Origin of the sequence: Paenibacillus allorhizosphaerae (assembly GCF_042659105.1) — a bacterium.
GTDB classification, from domain to species: domain Bacteria; phylum Bacillota; class Bacilli; order Paenibacillales; family NBRC-103111; genus Paenibacillus_G; species Paenibacillus_G allorhizosphaerae.
The window spans coordinates 887,922-906,111 of record NZ_JBHSRV010000002.1 but is presented as its reverse complement, the minus strand read 5'-3'; the positions used below and the strand labels follow the sequence as shown (position 1 = coordinate 906,111).

18 protein-coding genes and 1 riboswitch are annotated in these 18,190 nt (G+C 50.7%); of the genes, 2 read left to right on the top strand and 16 right to left on the bottom strand.

Features of this window, described 5'->3' with window-relative positions; genetic code table 11:
* The 10 genes from ACFQI7_RS12885 to ACFQI7_RS12840 form a co-directional block, all read right to left on the bottom strand.
* The gene (locus ACFQI7_RS12885) at positions 1 to 978 is read right to left on the bottom strand and encodes a hypothetical protein (protein WP_218100456.1); all 978 of its coding nucleotides are present in this window, start codon (positions 976 to 978) and stop codon (positions 1 to 3) included.
* A 39-nt stretch (positions 979 to 1,017) separates the two neighbouring features.
* Complete coding sequence (gene pilM, locus ACFQI7_RS12880; RefSeq protein ID WP_218100457.1) at positions 1,018 to 2,202, bottom strand: type IV pilus biogenesis protein PilM; 1,185 nt, start codon at positions 2,200 to 2,202, stop codon at positions 1,018 to 1,020.
* 105 nt (positions 2,203 to 2,307) lie between these two features.
* Positions 2,308 to 3,072 carry a prepilin peptidase gene (locus ACFQI7_RS12875; protein WP_218100458.1) on the bottom strand — a complete coding sequence of 255 codons (765 nt, stop codon included), beginning with the start codon at positions 3,070 to 3,072 and terminating at the stop codon, positions 2,308 to 2,310.
* Positions 3,073 to 3,144: 72 nt separating this feature from the next.
* A complete protein-coding gene (locus ACFQI7_RS12870; RefSeq protein ID WP_230415203.1) occupies positions 3,145 to 3,582 on the bottom strand; it encodes a prepilin-type N-terminal cleavage/methylation domain-containing protein in 438 nt (145 codons plus the stop codon).
* Positions 3,583 to 3,638: 56 nt separating this feature from the next.
* Positions 3,639 to 4,853 carry a type II secretion system F family protein gene (locus tag ACFQI7_RS12865; protein ID WP_218100459.1) on the bottom strand — a complete coding sequence of 405 codons (1,215 nt, stop codon included), beginning with the start codon at positions 4,851 to 4,853 and terminating at the stop codon, positions 3,639 to 3,641.
* Positions 4,854 to 4,880: 27 nt separating this feature from the next.
* Positions 4,881 to 5,900, bottom strand: a complete 1,020-nt coding sequence (locus ACFQI7_RS12860; protein WP_218100626.1) for a type IV pilus twitching motility protein PilT — start codon at positions 5,898 to 5,900, stop codon at positions 4,881 to 4,883.
* Positions 5,901 to 6,076: 176 nt separating this feature from the next.
* Positions 6,077 to 7,741: a GspE/PulE family protein gene (locus ACFQI7_RS12855; protein WP_218100460.1), complete on the bottom strand. Its 1,665-nt coding sequence runs from the start codon at positions 7,739 to 7,741 to the stop codon at positions 6,077 to 6,079.
* Positions 7,742 to 7,799: 58 nt separating this feature from the next.
* Positions 7,800 to 7,881, bottom strand: a riboswitch (cyclic di-GMP riboswitch).
* A 173-nt stretch (positions 7,882 to 8,054) separates the two neighbouring features.
* Positions 8,055 to 8,756: an LrgB family protein gene (locus tag ACFQI7_RS12850; protein WP_377516867.1), complete on the bottom strand. Its 702-nt coding sequence runs from the start codon at positions 8,754 to 8,756 to the stop codon at positions 8,055 to 8,057.
* A complete protein-coding gene (locus tag ACFQI7_RS12845) occupies positions 8,734 to 9,102 on the bottom strand; it encodes a CidA/LrgA family protein (RefSeq protein ID WP_218100461.1) in 369 nt (122 codons plus the stop codon). The genes ACFQI7_RS12850 and ACFQI7_RS12845 overlap by 23 nt, the downstream gene beginning before the upstream one ends.
* Before the next feature lie 8 nt (positions 9,103 to 9,110).
* Entirely contained in the window at positions 9,111 to 10,031 is a 921-nt protein-coding gene (locus tag ACFQI7_RS12840) for a DNA-3-methyladenine glycosylase family protein (protein ID WP_218100462.1), read from the bottom strand.
* A 116-nt stretch (positions 10,032 to 10,147) separates the two neighbouring features.
* Here ACFQI7_RS12840 and tlp point away from each other — a divergent pair, with 116 nt between their 5' ends.
* Positions 10,148 to 10,375: a small acid-soluble spore protein Tlp gene (gene tlp / locus ACFQI7_RS12835; RefSeq protein WP_218100463.1), complete on the top strand. Its 228-nt coding sequence runs from the start codon at positions 10,148 to 10,150 to the stop codon at positions 10,373 to 10,375.
* 71 nt (positions 10,376 to 10,446) lie between these two features.
* On the opposite strand, the gene rnz is transcribed toward tlp, so the two are convergent.
* Both rnz and metH read right to left on the bottom strand, forming a co-directional pair.
* On the bottom strand, positions 10,447 to 11,391 hold the full coding sequence (gene rnz / locus ACFQI7_RS12830) for a ribonuclease Z (protein WP_218100464.1): 945 nt from the start codon (positions 11,389 to 11,391) through the stop codon (positions 10,447 to 10,449).
* Positions 11,392 to 11,473: 82 nt separating this feature from the next.
* Positions 11,474 to 14,917 carry a methionine synthase gene (gene metH, locus ACFQI7_RS12825; protein WP_218100465.1) on the bottom strand — a complete coding sequence of 1,148 codons (3,444 nt, stop codon included), beginning with the start codon at positions 14,915 to 14,917 and terminating at the stop codon, positions 11,474 to 11,476.
* 390 nt (positions 14,918 to 15,307) lie between these two features.
* On the opposite strand from metH, the gene ACFQI7_RS12820 reads away from it, so the two are divergent.
* The gene (locus ACFQI7_RS12820) at positions 15,308 to 15,850 is read left to right on the top strand and encodes a 1,2-dihydroxy-3-keto-5-methylthiopentene dioxygenase (protein WP_218100466.1); all 543 of its coding nucleotides are present in this window, start codon (positions 15,308 to 15,310) and stop codon (positions 15,848 to 15,850) included.
* A 144-nt stretch (positions 15,851 to 15,994) separates the two neighbouring features.
* On the opposite strand, the gene ACFQI7_RS12815 is transcribed toward ACFQI7_RS12820, so the two are convergent.
* The 4 genes from ACFQI7_RS12815 to ACFQI7_RS12800 all read right to left on the bottom strand — a co-directional run bounded on the left by ACFQI7_RS12815 (position 15,995) and on the right by ACFQI7_RS12800 (position 18,176).
* Positions 15,995 to 16,786: an HAD family hydrolase gene (locus tag ACFQI7_RS12815; protein ID WP_218100467.1), complete on the bottom strand. Its 792-nt coding sequence runs from the start codon at positions 16,784 to 16,786 to the stop codon at positions 15,995 to 15,997.
* A 47-nt stretch (positions 16,787 to 16,833) separates the two neighbouring features.
* Positions 16,834 to 17,343 carry a hypothetical protein gene (locus ACFQI7_RS12810; RefSeq protein WP_218100468.1) on the bottom strand — a complete coding sequence of 170 codons (510 nt, stop codon included), beginning with the start codon at positions 17,341 to 17,343 and terminating at the stop codon, positions 16,834 to 16,836.
* 107 nt (positions 17,344 to 17,450) lie between these two features.
* Complete coding sequence (locus tag ACFQI7_RS12805) at positions 17,451 to 17,645, bottom strand: DUF896 domain-containing protein (RefSeq protein ID WP_218100469.1); 195 nt, start codon at positions 17,643 to 17,645, stop codon at positions 17,451 to 17,453.
* A gap of 147 nt (positions 17,646 to 17,792) precedes the next feature.
* The gene (locus ACFQI7_RS12800; RefSeq protein WP_230415205.1) at positions 17,793 to 18,176 is read right to left on the bottom strand and encodes a LysM peptidoglycan-binding domain-containing protein; all 384 of its coding nucleotides are present in this window, start codon (positions 18,174 to 18,176) and stop codon (positions 17,793 to 17,795) included.
* Positions 18,177 to 18,190: the final 14 nt, after the last annotated feature.

Sequence of the window (18,190 nt, the reverse complement as noted above, 5' to 3'; positions counted from 1 at the left end):
CTACTTACTTTTAGAAAGTTGTTTAAGCGTCAATTGTATAGACACGTTATAATAAGTGACCGTCGAAGCAATTTCAGGCGGTTCCCCTGCTTTGACTTGATTCGTTTGCATCGAAGGGGTATTCCTTTTCAATTCCGTTCCCTCTTTGATTTGCGTCTTTTTCAGCTCTTCCAACGACTTCTGGGCCGCCTCCAGCTCCTGCTTGCTGAAAGGACTGTTTTCTGACATGCCGTCTTTACCGGCAATGCTCCCGGTTTGGAATGGTTTGTCAGGCAGATCCAGTTGAAACTGCTGCTTCGATGCTTGCCGGTTAATGAGCCAGTTTAGTTCGTTCAACAGCTCATCCGATTTGCTTGCAGCCGGTTTTTGGCCGTTCTCGATCGATTGGACATACTCGTCGGGCGTTACCACCTTTTGCGCGGAATTGGCAGCGGGCGGCTCTGACGGTTGGGAGGCCCCAGGAACGGTCAATCCCGGCGTCACCGCGGAGAGGGGATCGGAAGAGGCCGCATCTTGCTTTGCCGTGGAGAACGGATCTTTCTCCTGTTTATTGATTTCGGCCACTTGAACGGTTTCGAATAAGCCGGACTGTTGAAGCGCGGTGACATATTCGGCGGCCAGCTTCCAATCGGCAAACTCCATTTGGAGCGTCATCTTCTCGCGCTCTTTTACGCCCATCGTTACGACTCGCGCCGTAGGCGGTACATTTTTGGACAAAAGCTCGAAAACCGGAATCCAGTTTCTGCGGTTCTCTATCAATTTGGAAAAATCGGCATACATTTTATTGTAATATTCCGTCCGTGGATCGACTTGCCTTAAGGCGTTCAACTGCTCAATCCGCTTTTGCATTTGATCGATTTGGGTCAACTGCATATCCACGTTTCCGTGATAACGAACAACAAAGGTGGAGATAAGTACGGCGGCCAATAGGGAAACACCGATGATTCCTGCAAGAAGCGGAGCGAACGCTTTCTCCAAGTAGGGCTTCCTTGGTATTAAGTTAATATCTCGCAATACTTATCTCTCCCTGAGCGCCAATCCGATGGGGACGGAATAGGATGTCGTTTCTCCTTGAAGGTTATGCTCTGGAACCCATGCGGCATAATCGAGCATGTTCACTTGCATGCCGAGTCTCTGCTCCAAATGATCGCTAATGTCGGAAAGTTTCGGAGCGTCACCGGATAACATGATCAAATGAAACTCATGGTCCCTATTATTCAAAGTGTACCGGTAAAAATTGATCAATCGTTCAAGTTCATGCGACAAATCGTTGCAGGACGTATGAAAATCGTCTTCGATTCGGTCCGGGAATAAAAGCAGCAAATCCTCGACCGCCTCTGACGCACGCTTCGCTTCTCCCCCGCCAAATCCCAGCGATACGCTGCGCGTAATTTTCAGTTGACCCTCGTGAAAAATGCTAATGTCGGTAGCGCTCTCGTTCACGTCGACTAGCAAGAACGGCTTTTTCACGCCTTCGCTATATGTAAGTTCTATCAATCGAAATAACGATAGAGCTTTAATTTCCACGCTCGCAGGCACCAAACCGGATGACTCGGCTACGGTGACGTATTCATCGATCAAATCGCGGGGAGCAGCTACCAGCATAACGTCGCAATGCGATTGCTCCTTCAGTGCCGAATCAACAACATCGCTTTCCGCTAAAGAAAAAGCATTCGCGATCTCTTTTGACGCAGCCGACTCCTTCATAGTTAGATCGTTGGATTTCATTTTTCTTTTATTGTCTTGCTTTGCGAACCGTTGAAGCGAACGCTTTCGGTTATGGACGCCATTCAGTTTGCAAAAATCGTAATAAGGCTCATCAAAAGGCAAATGTATATTATGCTTGACCTCAAAGTCGACCACTTTTTTCAATTCCGATTCCGGGATATCCGGCAATTTCAAAAAACGGACCATAACCGCTTGGCCCGAAGCGACCATATGCACTTTCCTGCGTTTCCAACCATTCTTTGCGACCATCCCTTGAAGCGTTAAGATCACACGTGGCATATCTTGTATTCTGCCGTCCACAACCGTTCCTGCCGGGAGCCTTTCAGCGGACCAATTGGAAATTTCCGGCGGATTGCCCGATTGTTTCTTCAGCTCGACCATTTTGATCTGCTGGTCCGTAATTTCGATACCTAAGGAGGAGCTTGACCGATGAAAAAGTTCTTTTACGGAAAATTTAAGTTTCTCCAGAACCATGTGCCCACTCCTTTGCTTGTTGAACAATCATTAACTCATTCATTTTACCACATATATCGTTGACGGAATATGACGATTTATGTCGAATGATTCCATATCAGGGCATCATCCCATCATCCATTCCATATACCAATCGATGACCTGATTGCCCCACAAATACATCAGCATGGCAGCAATCGCAATGAACGGCCCGAAAGGAACCGAATGTTTTTTTTGCAGGCGATGAAGTGCGAACAGCACGATGCCGTACAAGGTGCCTAATAAGCTGGCGACGAACAGCGTCAGCAAAGTAAGCTTCATGCCGAGAACAAGACCGAGGAAAGCAAAAAGCTTAATGTCTCCCCCACCCATCCCGCCTTTGCTTAGTATCGCCATGATCCATAATAGTCCAGAGCCTGTGAAAAAAGCAATCGCATAATCCCAAAGTGGCAACGGATGAATCCAAAGACGAAGTACGACGGCGAGAATCATCCCGGCAAAAACGATTTTATCGGGAATAAGCATGCTCTTTAGATCGGTAATGACGATCGCGGTCAATATCGCAGCGAGCAGAAATCCTGTGAACAGTTCAGGTGTCCACCCCAACTGCCAATAAATTAAGATAAATAAGGCAGCGATTGCCGCTTCCCCGGCCGGATATACCCACGATATGCTCGCGCTGCAATAGCGGCATTTTCCTCGAAGAAACAAGTAACTGAGGAGAGGAATCAAGTCCAGCGGCTTTAAACTGTTATTGCAGTGAACGCAATGCGAGGGCGGGAAAGCAACCGATTCGTTTTTCAAGCTGCGGATGGCGACGACGTTCATAAAACTTCCGATCAGAAGACCAAACAGAACGACGAACGGGAAATATAACGAATAATAATCCATAGGAACCTCTTCGATGGGTATGATGGAGACAAAGGTAACTCTTGCGAGTTACCTTTGTTATGGGGCTATTGGTTATGGTGTTGTAGAAATTTCAGTAGCCGTTGTATCCCAACCCTTGCCGGCAGTGTACTTAACAGGAATTTCTTTATAAGTAGTAGACGTGTCTGCGGATTGTTTTCTCGGAGTTGCTCTCAAGTACCCTTGGTCTACTAACGCATCAACAGTCACTTTAGATTCACCAGCAGCTACAAATGTCAGGCCATTTACAGCTGATCCGTCGGACTTTTTCCCGTCCCCATCCGGATCTAGGTCTGTCATGTAACGAATAGCAGTTTCGCGAAGCAAGCTTTCGGATTCTTTGTCCGCATTCAGTTTCGAGCTTTTAATGACGCCGCCGATCGACGGAATGGCAATCGCTGCGATAACCCCCAAAATAACGATAACTGCAAGCAGTTCAACTAACGTAAGACCTTTTTGATTTTTCATCAGTTTCCATTTCTTTGTTAACATACGAAACTCTCCCTCTCTGTGAAATATGTATAGTAATTTAGGATTACTACCAAATGTTATTTATTCAGCCCGTCCATGAGCGTAAAGGTCGGCAGCATGATGGCTAGTACTATGCCGCCTACGATGCCTGACAGGAGAATGATCATCAGCGGTTCGAGCAGCGCCTTCAAACGGTCCGCCGTCGCATCGACTTCCGCTTCGTAAAAGTCGGCGACTTTATCCAGCATGGCGTCCAACGTCCCGGTTTTTTCCCCGATGGCCATCATTTGCACGACCATAGGCGGAAAAAGCCAACTGTTCTGGAACGGCTCGGCAACGGAGCTCCCGCTTCGCAGCCCTTCCCTCGATTCCCTGATCAAGCTGCCGATCGCTTCATTGCCTACGACCGTGGAAACGATTGTCATCGCATGGAGCATCGGAATTGCGGCTGCGTACAAAGAACTGAACGTGCGACTGAATCTGGCGATCGATTGCTTATGCGCAAGCTTGCCGAATACGGGCATTTTCAAGCGGACGTAGTCCCATATGTAGAGGCCTCCGGGCGTTTTCTTCAAAGTACTGATTGCAATTACGGGGCCGACTAGAAACAGCGGAATCAAGTACCAGAACGCACGAATGAAATCGCTGATATGGACAACGATTCTCGTCGGCAAGGGCAGCTGAATGCCCATCGCTTGAAAGTTCGTTATGTAGCGTGGAACGACGAATGTCATCATGAGCGTTACGACCATTATCGTCATGATCCCCATCATGATCGGATAAATCATCGCCGATTTCACTTTCTCCCGGGTGTAATGTTCCTTTTCATAAAACACGGCGAGCCTTTCCAGCATTTCATCCAGATTGCCGCTCGCCTCCCCGGCGCTTACCATACTCGTGAATACCGGATTAAATACGGTAGGATGATGACCGATCGCAACGGACAGCTGCGTACCGCCTTGCATTTCCTCGGCAACCTGCTGCAGCACTTTTTTGAACGGCTTGCTTTCCGTTTGCCGGGATAAAATGTTGAACGATTCCACCATATTGACGCCTGCTTTGTACATCGTGGACAGCTGACGGCAAAACACGGTGAAATGAGCCGTCTTGACCCGCGGGCCGCCAATGGTTATTTCTTTATGTAAAATGCTGGCGCTTTGATTGACAAGCTTCTGAACCCAAAGCCCCCGCCCTTTCAATTCTTCCATCGCATGAACGAATGTCTGGGCTTCCAGGGTGCCTTTGGAGAAGTTGCCGTAATCGTCGACTGCCTTATAGATGAACTTGGGCATGCATTTCAACTCCGTAATAAGGATGTGCTACAATTCGGCAAATCCAAAGAGCGCTTCTCGAGCAGCATCCATCGTAATGATCCGCTGCCCCACCAGTTCTCTGAGCGCCATCTCCATCGTCTGCATCCCTTGGGCTTTGCCGGTTTGCATGACGGAACGAATCTGGTGCACCTTCTCGGAGCGGATGAGGTTCGCGATTGCGGGCGTGCTGACGAGCACTTCGATGGCGGCTACCCGACCTTGACCGTCAGCCGTCGGCAGCAGACGCTGCGACATGACGCCGAGCAGCACGGATGCAAGCTGTACGCGGATTTGCTGCTGCGATTCCGGAGGGAACACGTCGATAATGCGGTCAATCGTTTGCGGCGCATCGGCCGTATGCAGCGTACCGAGCACGAGATGACCCGTTTCCGCAGCCGTAATGGCCGTGCCGATCGTCTCCAGATCGCGCATCTCCCCCACCAGAATAACGTCGGGATCTTGGCGTAGTGCAGCGCGCAAACCTGTGGAGAAGGACGCGGTGTCGATACCGATCTCCCGCTGATTGACAATACATGATTTATGCTCGTGTACAAATTCAATCGGATCTTCCAGCGTTATAATATGATTGCGGCGCGTTCGGTTAATATAATCCACAATGGAAGCGAGCGTTGTCGACTTCCCGCTGCCCGTCGGCCCGGTTACGAGCAAAAGTCCCTGAGGCTTCCTGGCAAACTGCTCCGCCATTTCCGGAAGATTAAGGTCGTCGATTCGCGGAACGGTCGCCGGGATCAGGCGAATCGTCAAGCTCAAGTTCCCTTTCTGATGAAACGCGTTGATCCGAAACCGGGACGCATTCTCGATGCCGTATGAAAAGTCAAGATCGCCCTTTGTCATGAACAACTGATATTGTTCCTCAGTCATTAGCTCCTTGGCCATATTCGTGGTCATTTCCGGACTCAAGACGTGGCTGGCTGCAGGTCTGAGGTGACCATGGATACGAAACATTGGCGGCGAATGGACCGTTATATGGATATCCGAAGCTTTGTGCTCCATCGCAAGCCTCATATAGTCCAATAAACTCAAAGAAGTCCCTCCAACCCATTCATCTTAGGTATTTTGACCTGTTATCTTATCAGCATTATACTATATTATTTAATAATAGTATATGTGGGTATAGGTTATTAGGACTAGTTTTTCTTAAAAATTACACCTTTAGTCCTATTTAAAACAACTGTTTTCTCTTACTCGAAACCGGACACCCGGAAAATTTCGGACATCGTCGTTTGTCCGGCGGCTACTTTGCCCAATCCGTCCACGATTAACGGAACCAAACCTTGCTTGATCGCATGTGACCTATAATCGCTATCCGATCGTTTTTGCAAAATCATCGAGCGCAGCGTGTTGTCCACATATACGATTTCGTGTATCGCAAGTCTGCCTTTGAAACCGGTACGTCCGCATTCTCCGCAGCCGCTGCCTTTTTTCATCGCGGGATTGCGGAAACCGTACTCATCCAGCAGCTTTCGCTCGGCTTCGGTAGGTTGGTGATCCGTCATGCAGTAAGGACACACTCTGCGGACCAGCCGCTGAGCGACGATACAGCTGATGGATGAAGACACGAGGAACGGCTCAACCCCCATATCGATCAAGCGGGTAATTGCATTGACTGCACTGTTCGTATGCAGCGTACTCAACACCAGGTGCCCTGTCATCGCCGCCCGAACTGCGATTTCCGCCGTCTCTAGATCGCGGATTTCCCCGACCATCACCACATTCGGATCTTGCCGCAAAATTGCCCGCAACCCGCGGGCAAAAGTTAACCCCGTCGTCAAATTCACTTGCACCTGATTGATACCTTGCAGCTTATATTCAACCGGATCTTCCACGGTAACGATGTTGACGTTTTCCTGATTCAGACGCGACAGCGCCGAGTAGAGCGTCGTCGTTTTCCCGCTTCCCGTAGGTCCCGTAATAAGCACGACACCGTGCGGATTTTGAATCCCCTTGAGAAACAACGGAAGGTTGTGGTCGGACAAGCCGAGCTTTTCCAGCTCCTCCAGCGTGCTGTCGAGATCTAGTACGCGCATGACAATCTTTTCGCCGTGAATCGTAGGCAACGTAGAGATGCGGATGTCCACTTTGCGAAAATCGATTTCCATCTCCACTCGACCGTCTTGCGGCTGCCGCCTCTCCGCTACGTTCAGATTTGCCATAATTTTGATCCGCGCCACGATCACGCTTTGCATATGCGCCGGCAGCGTCCGCTCCGTTCGCATCAAACCGTCCACCCGGTAACGAATCCGCAAGCTGTCTTCCTGCGGATCAATATGGATATCGCTTGCGCCGATTTGCACCGCTTGAATAATGATTTGATTCACCGTCTTCACGACAGGCGAATCTTCCTCCCCAGCCGGAAGCTTTGCTTCCTCCTGCTCCCGGTTTTGCAATATTTGACTGATCTGATCAACCGATTCCTGCAGTCCATAATAACGTTTGATCGCACGCTGCAGCTCGTCCCGAGCGGCAATATAAGGCTCAATACGCAAGCCCGTGCTCATCCGCAGCTCGTCAATCGCAAAATAATCAAGCGGATCGGCCATGGCGAGAATCAACTTATTGTTCTCCAGACGAACAGGCAATACTTGATGCTGCAGCGCCAGCCGCTGTGAAATCATATTGATCACTTTCGGGTCAATCTTTTGTCGGTACAGCTGAATGTGCGGGATGCCGAGCTGGAATTCCAGCACTTCGATAAGCTGCTGTTCGGTGAGGTAATTGCGCTTGATCAAAAATTCGCCGAGTCTCATCTTCGTTTCCCGCTGTTCCTGTAACGCCGTCGCCAGTTGTTCTTGTGTGAGCAAGCCGGCATCAACCAATAGATCGCCTATTTTTTTGCGGGGAGCCATATCGAACATCCCTCGTTTCGATTATCGTTGAACAAGCAAAAAAGACCTAACTGCATAGATCGTCAGGTCGGTTGCACTACTGGCTCGCGGCGGTCCAAGTGCCCAATTAAGAACAGCCGGTCATAGCTTCTTCTGATTATGTATTATGGGATTCGTAATCATATTTAAGCATATCGGCTCATTTTCCGTCAAATATTATTTTCATCTTTCTTCTCGATAATTCGACAAATCGATGAACATTATATGGCGCGTAAAAATGATTCCCTCTGTTTGCGAAACAGGCCAAAGAAATGAACATGTTTGAGAACAATGATTAATGCAGCCAAACGTATAACGGAATAAATAAAAATGAAGTAATAATGGCCGCCGCCCCCATGGCAAAGCCGCTGACGCTGCCAGCCAGCTCGGAGTCGCGAATAATGCGGGCCGTGCCGATGCCATGTGCCGCCGTACCGATCGCCGTACCTATCGAGATGTCGTCGCGAACGCCCGCGAGGCGCAGCAGTCCCGGTCCGAGCATGCTGCCGATCAACCCGGTCAGCACCGTAAGCACCGCCGTCAGCTCGGGAATCCCTCCGGCCTGCCGGGATATTTCCAGCGCGATCGGCGATGTGACCGACTTGGGCATCATCGTCACCATCAGCTCCCGGTTTCCGCCCAAACACCACACGAGCGCTGCCGACAATACAATGGCGCAGACGGATCCAACCGATATGCCGGTTAGTATAGAGATCGCATTTTGCCGAATGCGTCGTGCATTTTTGTATAGCGGCACGCCTAGCGCTACGGTCGCCGGTCCAAGCAAAAAGACGATGTATTCGCCGCCCGTTTGATATACTTCATAGGGCACATGCAAAAGCAGCAAAATGATAACGATGATTGCGGAACAAATCAGCAGCGGATGAAGCGCCTTCCACCTGCGCTGCAAACCTAGTGCCGCGGCGTAAGCCGCAACGGTCAATGTAATGCCGAATAAGGGCTGACCGGTAATGTCAGAGAGGGTCACTTCCTTCACTCCTCTCCTTATGCTGCGCAGCCCGCGTAAGCTTCGCCATCCATCCCGAAATCAGCAGAACGCCGAACGTACTTGCAAACAAGCTGACCAGGATCGGAACGGCTTCCCGGCCGATCAGTCCGAAAAAGACCATCGTACCTACGACGATCGGAGCAAACAGCAGCAGCATATGTTTGATCAAAAATTGGCTCGCTTCCTCGACCCACTCCAATTTGACGATTCGGAGAAACAAGCATAGCGTAAACAGAATTAACCCGATTACATTCGCTGGAAGCGGAATTTGCAGTCCGCTGTGCAGCAATGTTCCTAAAAAATAAAAGCCGAGCAGGATCGCAAAGCCGACCATCGGTCATGTCACGCCCTTTCCGAGTCATGCAGACTTTCCCATAAATATAGCGAAGCATAGCTGCTCCACGGCGTCCATGACGCTCCGATCCGGCGCACTTCCTCTTCCTTCGGCTGCTCAGATCGTCCGTACAGCTTTTTGAGCGCATTCCTTAAACCGATATCCGCCGCCGGCAGCAGATCGGTTCGACCCATTCCGAAAAGCAAAAAGCATTCCACCGACCACCGCCCTATGCCCCGCAGCCGGGTAAGCCGTTCCATGATCTCTTCGTTGTCCATCGCGAAGAGCGCTTGCAAATCGACGGTGCCCGATACGATCGCTCTCGCCCAATCGATCACATATTCCGCTTTGCGGCGGCTGAACTGCAATGTCTGAAGCTGCTCGTATTCCAGGCTCGCCACTTCTTCGGGCGAGGGGAACACCGGGTAGATGACGCCCTTATGCTCCAGCGGCTGAGCAGCGGCTCCCATCAACCTCCGATTCAGTTCGGAGGCAAAAGCCAAATTCAGCTGCTGTCCGATAACGGTCTTGCACATGCATTCGAACAAATCGGCCTCCAGCAGCAGATGAAGACCGCGAAACCGTGCGCAGATCGCGGACCATTCATCACCTAGCGCTTCCATATGCTCATAGAACGGATTTAATTCCACCTCAGCGGACAGCATGCGGCCGAGCAGCCGTTCCAGCTCCAGCTTCTCTGCTTCTCCCAACTTGCCACCGCCTGCAACGTCAACTTTCAGCTCAGGCTTTTCAATCGTGCCTATGGAGTCAATCCGCACAAGCAGAGGGGAAGAGGCTTTTGCAAGCCGAACGGTTCGGACCAGGGCATAGTCTTCCATCCGGTACAGCTCATGCTTCACGCCCTGCAGCCGTCGCACCATCTTTGTAAAATCATATGGAGGCCTCGGCGATAAACGTATCGATGTCATACGAACTCCTTTCATACCGCAATTCGGCTTTTCGCTTGTATATTTTTGGCGCTGCCGTGGCATTGTATATCTGGTGCATCATTGCACCGATCATCCCAAAGGAGCTGAATTCTCTCATGGCTAAACCGGATAACCGGGCGGATAACGTAGAGCATTTGCAAAAGAACATCAATCACACGATCGGCAATATGGAAGAAGCCGAGGAATACTTGGCAGAGCATGCAGACGAAATCAGTCCGCAGGAAAAACAGCAGATTGAAGCCAAAAACGAACGCCGCGAACAAAGTTTGCAGTCGTTTCGCTCGGAAATCAAAGACGAATCGAGCCATCAACAACAATCGTAATCCAAGGTATGTTCGGAAAAGCAGCCTCCTCCCTGACCACGGGAAGGAGGCTATTTATGATGCTCGCATTGCTAGGTTTGCCGTCTGCGCCCTGGAATCTCGTAACGATAATGATCGTGCGCCAAGTACGTTTCCATATGAATTTGCTTTGCCTCGGCCACCAATTGCTCAGCCTGTTCCCCTTGATACCGCGAGGAGATGTGGGTAAGGATCAGCGCCTTTGCCCCGGCTTCCTTGGCCGCGCGTGCGGCATCCATTGCGGTGGAATGGTAGTACTTTACGGCCAGCTCTTTCCGCTGCTCCGCAAACGTAGCTTCATGCACCAGCACCTCCGCATTATTCGCAAGCAGCAGCACATTGTCGCAAGGCTGGGTATCGCCGAGAATAGTTATTACCCGTTCGGCATACGAAGGGCCGATAAACTGCTCGGCAGACAATTCCGTTCCGTCCGCTAGCTTGACAGGCTCTCCCCGCTTAATTTTCCCGTAGATAGGCCCTGATTCGATCCCAAGCTGCTTCAGCTTGACCGTGTCGAGCTTGCCGGCTTGCGGCTTCTCCACGATGCGATAGCCGTAACTGTCGACCCGGTGTACGAGCGGCGCGATACGGATCTGAAACTGATCATCCTCGAACAAAATATGAGCATCCGGTTCCGAAAATTCATGAACCGTCAGTTCGTAAGTCAGGTGCGCGTCGCTCACCTGGAGCGCCGTATCGACAAACGCTTTGATTCCCTTCGGACCGTAGATCGTAAAAGGCGTATCGCCGCCTTGATAGGACCGGCTCGTCAACAATCCAGGCAGCCCGTAAATGTGATCTCCGTGCAGATGGGTAATGAACAGCTTCTCCAGCTTGCCAATTTTTACAGGCGCTCTCAGCACTTGATGCTGCGTGCCTTCCCCGCAATCGAACATCCAGTAAACGTTCCGCTCCGCGAGCAGGTTCAGCATGACCGAGGTGACGTTCCGTTCCTTCGAAGGCATGCCTGCGCCCGTTCCCAAAAAATATAGCTCCAAGCTCCATCGACTCCGTTCAACTTAGTTCCGTATGTAAGGAAAAGGATGGAGCGCTTCATAGCTCCACCCTATATAGCATACCCTACATTTTCTCGACATTAAAATATCGTGCCTGCGGATGCGCAAATACGATTGCCGAAACGGATGCTTCCGGCTCCATCATGCTGCCTTCCGTGAGCGTTATGCCGATATCTTCCGGCTTCATCAGCGCGAACAACTGCTGCTGATCGTCCAGATTCGGACAAGCCGGGTAACCGAACGAGAACCGCTGGCCGCGATACTTGGCGCCGAACCGCTCCTGCATCGTCATTTCCGCAGGGTCCGGGAAGCCCCATACATCACGCATCATATGGTGAACGCGCTCCGCGAACGCTTCGGCCGTCTCCAGCGCCGCCGCTTGCAGCGCATGGGAACGGAGGTAATCGCCTTTATCGCGCCATTCGGCCGCGCGATCGCTGATCCCTTGCCCCGCCGTAACGACCAGGAAGCCGATGTAATCCATCTCGCCGCTATCCACCGGTTTCAAGTAATCGGCCAAACAAAGGTAAGGCTCAGTGCCTTGACGCGGGAACGAGAAGGTTTGCAGCACTTTGCCGTGATCTTGCGGGTCGTAGACGATCACATCGTTATCTTTGGACTGCGCCGGGAAGAACCGGTACATGCCTTGCGCTTTAATGATGCCGTCCCGCTGCGCTTCAGCCAATATGCCGTCCACCGTCTCTTTGAGCTGCACCGCTTTCGGATCTTTTTCCTCCAACAGTTGGCTGACTTTGCCTTTGAGGCCGAGATGGTGGCCGAGCAGCATTTGCATGTTAATGTACGGGATCAGATGCGAAATCGGATAATCGCGCAGTACATGCCGCTCCGTATCCGGCGGCACCTGCACCGGAACCGTTCGGTCGACCTCGGACGATTTCACCCGGGTCAGCTCCGGCAGCGGCGCTTCTTTCCGTCCCGACTCCATCACGTCGGATTCGATGCTTTCGCGCAGCTCTTTGATGAGCAGCTCACGCTGCTTCGGATCGCTCAGCTTGTTGGCGATGTCGAGCCCGTCCATCGCATCTTTCGCGTACAGCACCGCACCGTCATATTCCGGAGCGATCCGCGTCTTCGTGAACTTCCGCGTCAGAGCAGCTCCACCGACGAGAATCGGCACATCAATACCCGCCGATTTCAAATCTTGCGCCGTAATGACCATCTGCTGCGCGGATTTGACGAGCAATCCGGACAAGCCGATGGCATCGGGCTTCTCCTTGCGGTAAGCGTCGATCAGTTGCTCCGGCGGAACTTTGATGCCCAAGTTTACGATTTTATAGCCGTTGTTGGACAAAATGATCTCTACCAGGTTTTTCCCGATATCATGAACGTCGCCCTTCACGGTCGCCAGCATGATTTTCCCTTTCACCGCGCTGTCCGCTTTCTCCATGTGCGGCTCCAGGTGAGCGACGGAGGCTTTCATGACTTCGGCGCTTTGCAGCACTTCGGCTACGATCAGCTCATTGTTATTGAACAACCGGCCAACTTCTTCCATCCCTTTCATCAATGGTCCGTTAATGATATCGAGCGGTGCATACTTGTTCAGCGCTTCGTCAAGATCGGCGAACAATCCTTCCTTCGTCCCCTCTACAACATAGGAAGCAAGCCGCTCTTCCAAGGACAAATTCGAAATTTTTTCTTTCTTCTCGACCTTTTTCTCGCGGAAATGAGCAACGAATTCGGCCAACGTCTCATCGTTTGTTTCGTAAATCAGTCGTTCTGCCAAACGGCGCTCTTCGTCCGGAATCGAGGCGTACCGTTCCAGCGTTTCCGTGTTCACGATCGCATAATCAAGTCCGGCTTTGGTGCAGTGATACAAGTATACGGCGTTGAGCACTTCGCGGCCGGCCGGCGGTAATCCGAAGGAAACGTTGCTCAGCCCGAGAATCGTTCCGCATTCCGGCATCGCTTCTTTAATCAAACGAATCCCTTCGATCGTTTGGTTAGCCGAACCGATATACTGCTGGTCCCCCGTGCCGACCGGGAACACGAGCGGGTCAAAAATAATGTCGCTCGGCTTCATTCCGTATTTATGAACGAGCAAATCGTACGAACGTTTTGCTACTTCCAGCTTATCTTTGGCTGTAATCGCCTGACCGCGCTCATCGATCGTACCGACAACCGACGCGGCCCCGTATTTATGAATGAGAGGCACGACTTTCTCGAACTTCTCTTCCCCGTCTTCCAGGTTGATCGAGTTGATGATTGCTTTTCCCTGGGAATATTTCAGACCGAGTTCGATGACATTGTAGTCCGTGGAGTCCAGCATGAGCGGGACCTTCACCTTTTTCACAACGAGCTCCAAAAATTGCTTCATATCGCTCATTTCATCGCGGTCCGGATCCTGCAGACAGACGTCGACCACGGATGCGCCGCCCTTTACTTGAGCCCGGGCAATTTCGGAAGCTTCTTCGTATTTGCCTTCGGCAATCAGTCTTTTGAATTTGCGGGAACCGAGTACGTTCGTTCTCTCCCCAACCATGTAAGGTCGGTTCGCATCCTCGATGTACACTGTTTCAATTCCTGACACGGCAGTCGGATGCGTTCCCGTTTGCGGACGCGGCTTGTAAGCGCTCAGCGTCTCGGCCATAGCCCGAATATGGGACGGCGTCGTACCGCAGCAGCCACCGGCAATATTGATCCATCCTTGCTCGGCAAATCCAGCAAGCTTCTTCGCAAGCGATTCCGGCGATTCATGGTATTGTCCGTTCTCGTCCGGGAGTCCGGCATTAGGATAGCAGCTGACAGCCGTACCTGCGATATCGGACAGCGTCCGAATGTGGTCGCGCATAAATTCCGGTCCGGTAGCGCAGTTCAGTCCGATCGAGATCGGCTCCAAATGCTCCAACGAAACATAGAATGACTCGATGTTTTGTCCGGCGAGCGTCGTTCCCATCGGTTCGATCGTTCCCGAGATCATAAGCGGCAGTTTCTTTCCAGCGGTTTCAAACGCATTGCGTACGCCGATACTTCCAGCTTTAACATTCAGCGTATCTTGCGATGTCTCAAGCAGCAGCGCGTCAACCCCCGCCTCAATCAGCGCAAGCGCTTGCTCGTAGTAACTGTCTACGAGCTCATCGAACGTTACACCGCCTGTGACGGAAAGTGTCTTTGTCGTCGGTCCCATCGCCCCGGCGACATACCGCGGCCATTCCGGCGTGCTATATTTTTCGGCAGCTTCAATCGCAAGCTTGGCGGCCGCGAGATTGAGCTCTTTGGCCCGATCCTGCAGATCGTACTCCGCCAAAACGACACTGGTCGCGCCGAACGTATTCGTTTCTACAATATCAGCGCCAGCGGCGAAATAGGCTTCATGAATTTTGCGAATAACATCCGGCCGCGTAATGACCAGGTATTCGTTACAACCGTCCAGCTCTTCCCCGCCGAAATCTTGCTCCGTCAAGTTCTCCTGCTGGATCATGGTGCCCATCGCACCGTCCAAAATCATAATTTTGTTCAGCAGTTGTTCTTTTAATGATGGCTTTGTCATCGGTGTTCCCCTTCCGTCGCATAACAGTCAACATGGCGTTCCCAGTTCGGACCGCATTGTCGCTCTCTATATCATGATGGGAACAAATCCCCCAAAAGTGTGAAGATATTCTCTGAAGTGCGTACCAATTTGCTTTCGGGGGAGCCCCCATATCGTCCTCGCATCATTTCCAAAATGACAAAAAAGCGCGAAAATTCACGATTAGGTCAAGCCTTAGTGTACCAGAAAGGGGACATGATGAAAAGCAATCAAAATAAATTTTCATGAAATATTCTGTGTTTTCTTATCGGTTTTATTACGTTTACTCCATCGACAGGAAGCGGGCCTTGAGCTATAATACAGATTAGGAGTGAATTCCATTACTTATCCGCGATGAAAGAGGGATGTAACATGGCAGAAATTCGGATTCGCAACACCAATGAGCGAATTACAGGCGAAGCGAACGTGAAAGCATTTTTGGATAAACAAGAAGTACTATATGAGCATTGGAACGCTTCCAAACTTCCGGCTCCACTTCAAAATAAGTTTCTGCTAAACGACGAGGAAAAATCCGGAATTTTGGCTACATACGACGAAGAGATTCGCGATTTGGCACAGCGCCGCGGATACAAAACGTGGGATATTATCGCGCTGTCCGATGCCACGCCGAATTTGGACGAACTGCTGAAAAAGTTCGAGCAGGTTCACACGCATACCGAGGATGAAGTTCGCGCCATCACGGCTGGAAAAGGAATTTTTATCATTAAAGGTTCGGAAGATGTCGGATATTTCGACGTAGAGCTTGAAGCTGGCGACGTCATTTCCGTTCCGGAGAACAAACCGCATTTCTTCACCTTGATGGAAAACCGTCAAATCGTAGCAGTGCGTCTGTTTATCGAAACCGAAGGCTGGATTGCTCATCCGTTCGCCGATGCTTCTTTCCAGAAAGCGTAACAACCCAAACAATCTACAGCTAATATAACGTTTCCCAAATGAAGAGCTCCTACGCTCTTGGTTGGGCAGTAAATAAGAAAAGCTTCTGATCATAAAAAATATAAAAAGCCCGCAGCCATTCATTCGACTGCGGGCCTTCTCATTTTATGAAATTTGATCGATGACGCCTTGAATTTCCCGCAAGCTGGCGATTTCGTACGCCGGCTCGATGTCCGTCCGCGGTAAGTCGTGTCGGTTAATCCACATATTGCGCATGCCGACGGTGTTGGACCCGAGAATATCGGTAGTCAGCTTGTCCCCGATCATAACACCTTCTTCTGGCCCGATCCCTAGCAGACTCATTGCATGTTCGAATATCGACGCAGCAGGCTTACCCTCTCCGAATTCACCGGAAATTACAATGTGATCGAAATAAGGCTCAAGCTGTGGCACGCCGGCCAACTTTTCCTTCTGAAGGTCAGGCGAACCGTTCGTAAGCAGCAGCAGCTTGTACTTCCCTTTCAATTGATCCAGCACCTCGAACGTTTCCTCATACACGATCGGACGATTGCGGCGTTCGGCGGGAAACATCTCGGCCAAACGACTTCCAAGCTGTTCATCGTCGACACCAAGCGCTTTCAATCCGCGGGTCCAAGACTGTTGGCGGTAGCCGGGAGCCAGCGCTTGCAGCTTACGGAACTGCTCCTGCTTGCCTTCCGTGAAATTCGCCCACAGCCCTTCAAAAGGATTAATCCCGATCATTTTCGTAAAAGGAAATGTTTCATAAGATTCATACAGCGCTCTCGCTTCCCGCCGAACAGCATCTTCCAAAGCATCAGGATCGAGCGTATAACGTTTGGCAGCTTCCTGACATGTCGCCCGGAAAGCTTCTTTGACGCTCCGCTCGTCCCACAATAATGTATCATCCAAATCGAACAGTACCGCTTTAATCGTCATCCTGATCTCTTCTCCCCCGAAATTGTCCATTCAGTCCAAATTAAGTACTATTCTTCTTTTAAAGTAACGTTATTTTTAGCGGCAAATTCCTTCATCTTCCCGTTCAGCTCGTCCATCTGGAACCGGTTGTACACACGGGTAAATACCCAACGGTTTCCCTTGGGCTTGATTTGTACGACTACGGCGTCTTTACCGATCGTTATTTCGTTAATCTGAGACGCTTCTACTGTCCGGTCTCCGCCAAAACGACGCGAGGTAAGAGCATTCTTCCCAATCTTAATGAAAGGCCGCCGCACCCAATAAATAAGCACCGCGAGAAAAATATAGCTCGCTCCCGTAATCCAGTATAAATTCCCCTGCCCTGCCAGGCCGCGGAAAGAAATTAAACAAAATACTCCCGTAGCCATCAATAGCATTGGCAAAAACCAGCTTCGCCCTTTAAAAGTAACGGAGCCGTCGGACTGCATCTCCGAAATCCTCGGTTGCCCGCTCTTCTTCCTACTTTTGTTAACCGTCTTTGTGTTCTTTTGGACCATTCGTTCCCACTTGCGCGACATAGTTTAACCCCTTATGCATTCATTTACAGTATACCGTACGGATGAATCGAACAATCGTGCTATTGCGGCGGCATCAGTCCCCGCATCGTTCCACACTAGCTTCGACTTTATTTCGTTTCATCACCGTCAACGAATTTTATATTTTCCAAGTGTGAGCGTAAGGAAGATTTAAAGGAATCAATGTACTTTTTGCGAAGCGCATTCCGCTCCTCCAGCTCATCATCGGTCAACCCCTCGGCTTTCGCTTTCCGGGCCAATTCGTTAATTCTTCTCACGGTTTCATCGTGTTCCGATTCCTTCATGACGTTCCTCCCGACTTCTGTCAAAACATTATGCATACGCATGGCCACCAGTAATCGAAATACGGGACCTATATCATTAATACTTTGACATTATGGGAAGCGGTTGTCAAGAGAGCGGCCAAAGGGTAAACATCAGCAGCGGCGGGACTATTTGCCCGGCGGAAGAATAAGTTTCTGTCCGACTTGCAATTTCGTATTGTTCAATCCGTTCAACTTCTTAATGCTGTACACGTAATCCCGAACGTCTTCCCCTTTGGCTGCATGATCTTGAGCAATGCTCCACAGCGTATCCCCTTGCTCGACGTAGACGGTCGCACGTTTGGCGGATGCCGTCGAGGCGTAGGCATCTTCGTTGCCCAAGAAGGCTGAAGCCAGCCCACTCACGGATAATAGCGCAAGCATCAGCAAGCCGATAATCACGAAGCGTCGGAGCGTTCGCCCCCTGTTCTTCCTATATAAACCCGCGCGTTGCGGAGCGTATTGAGTATTGCTGCGATTATAACGATTGAGTACTTGTACATTCTGAACCATGAATCTCATCCCCC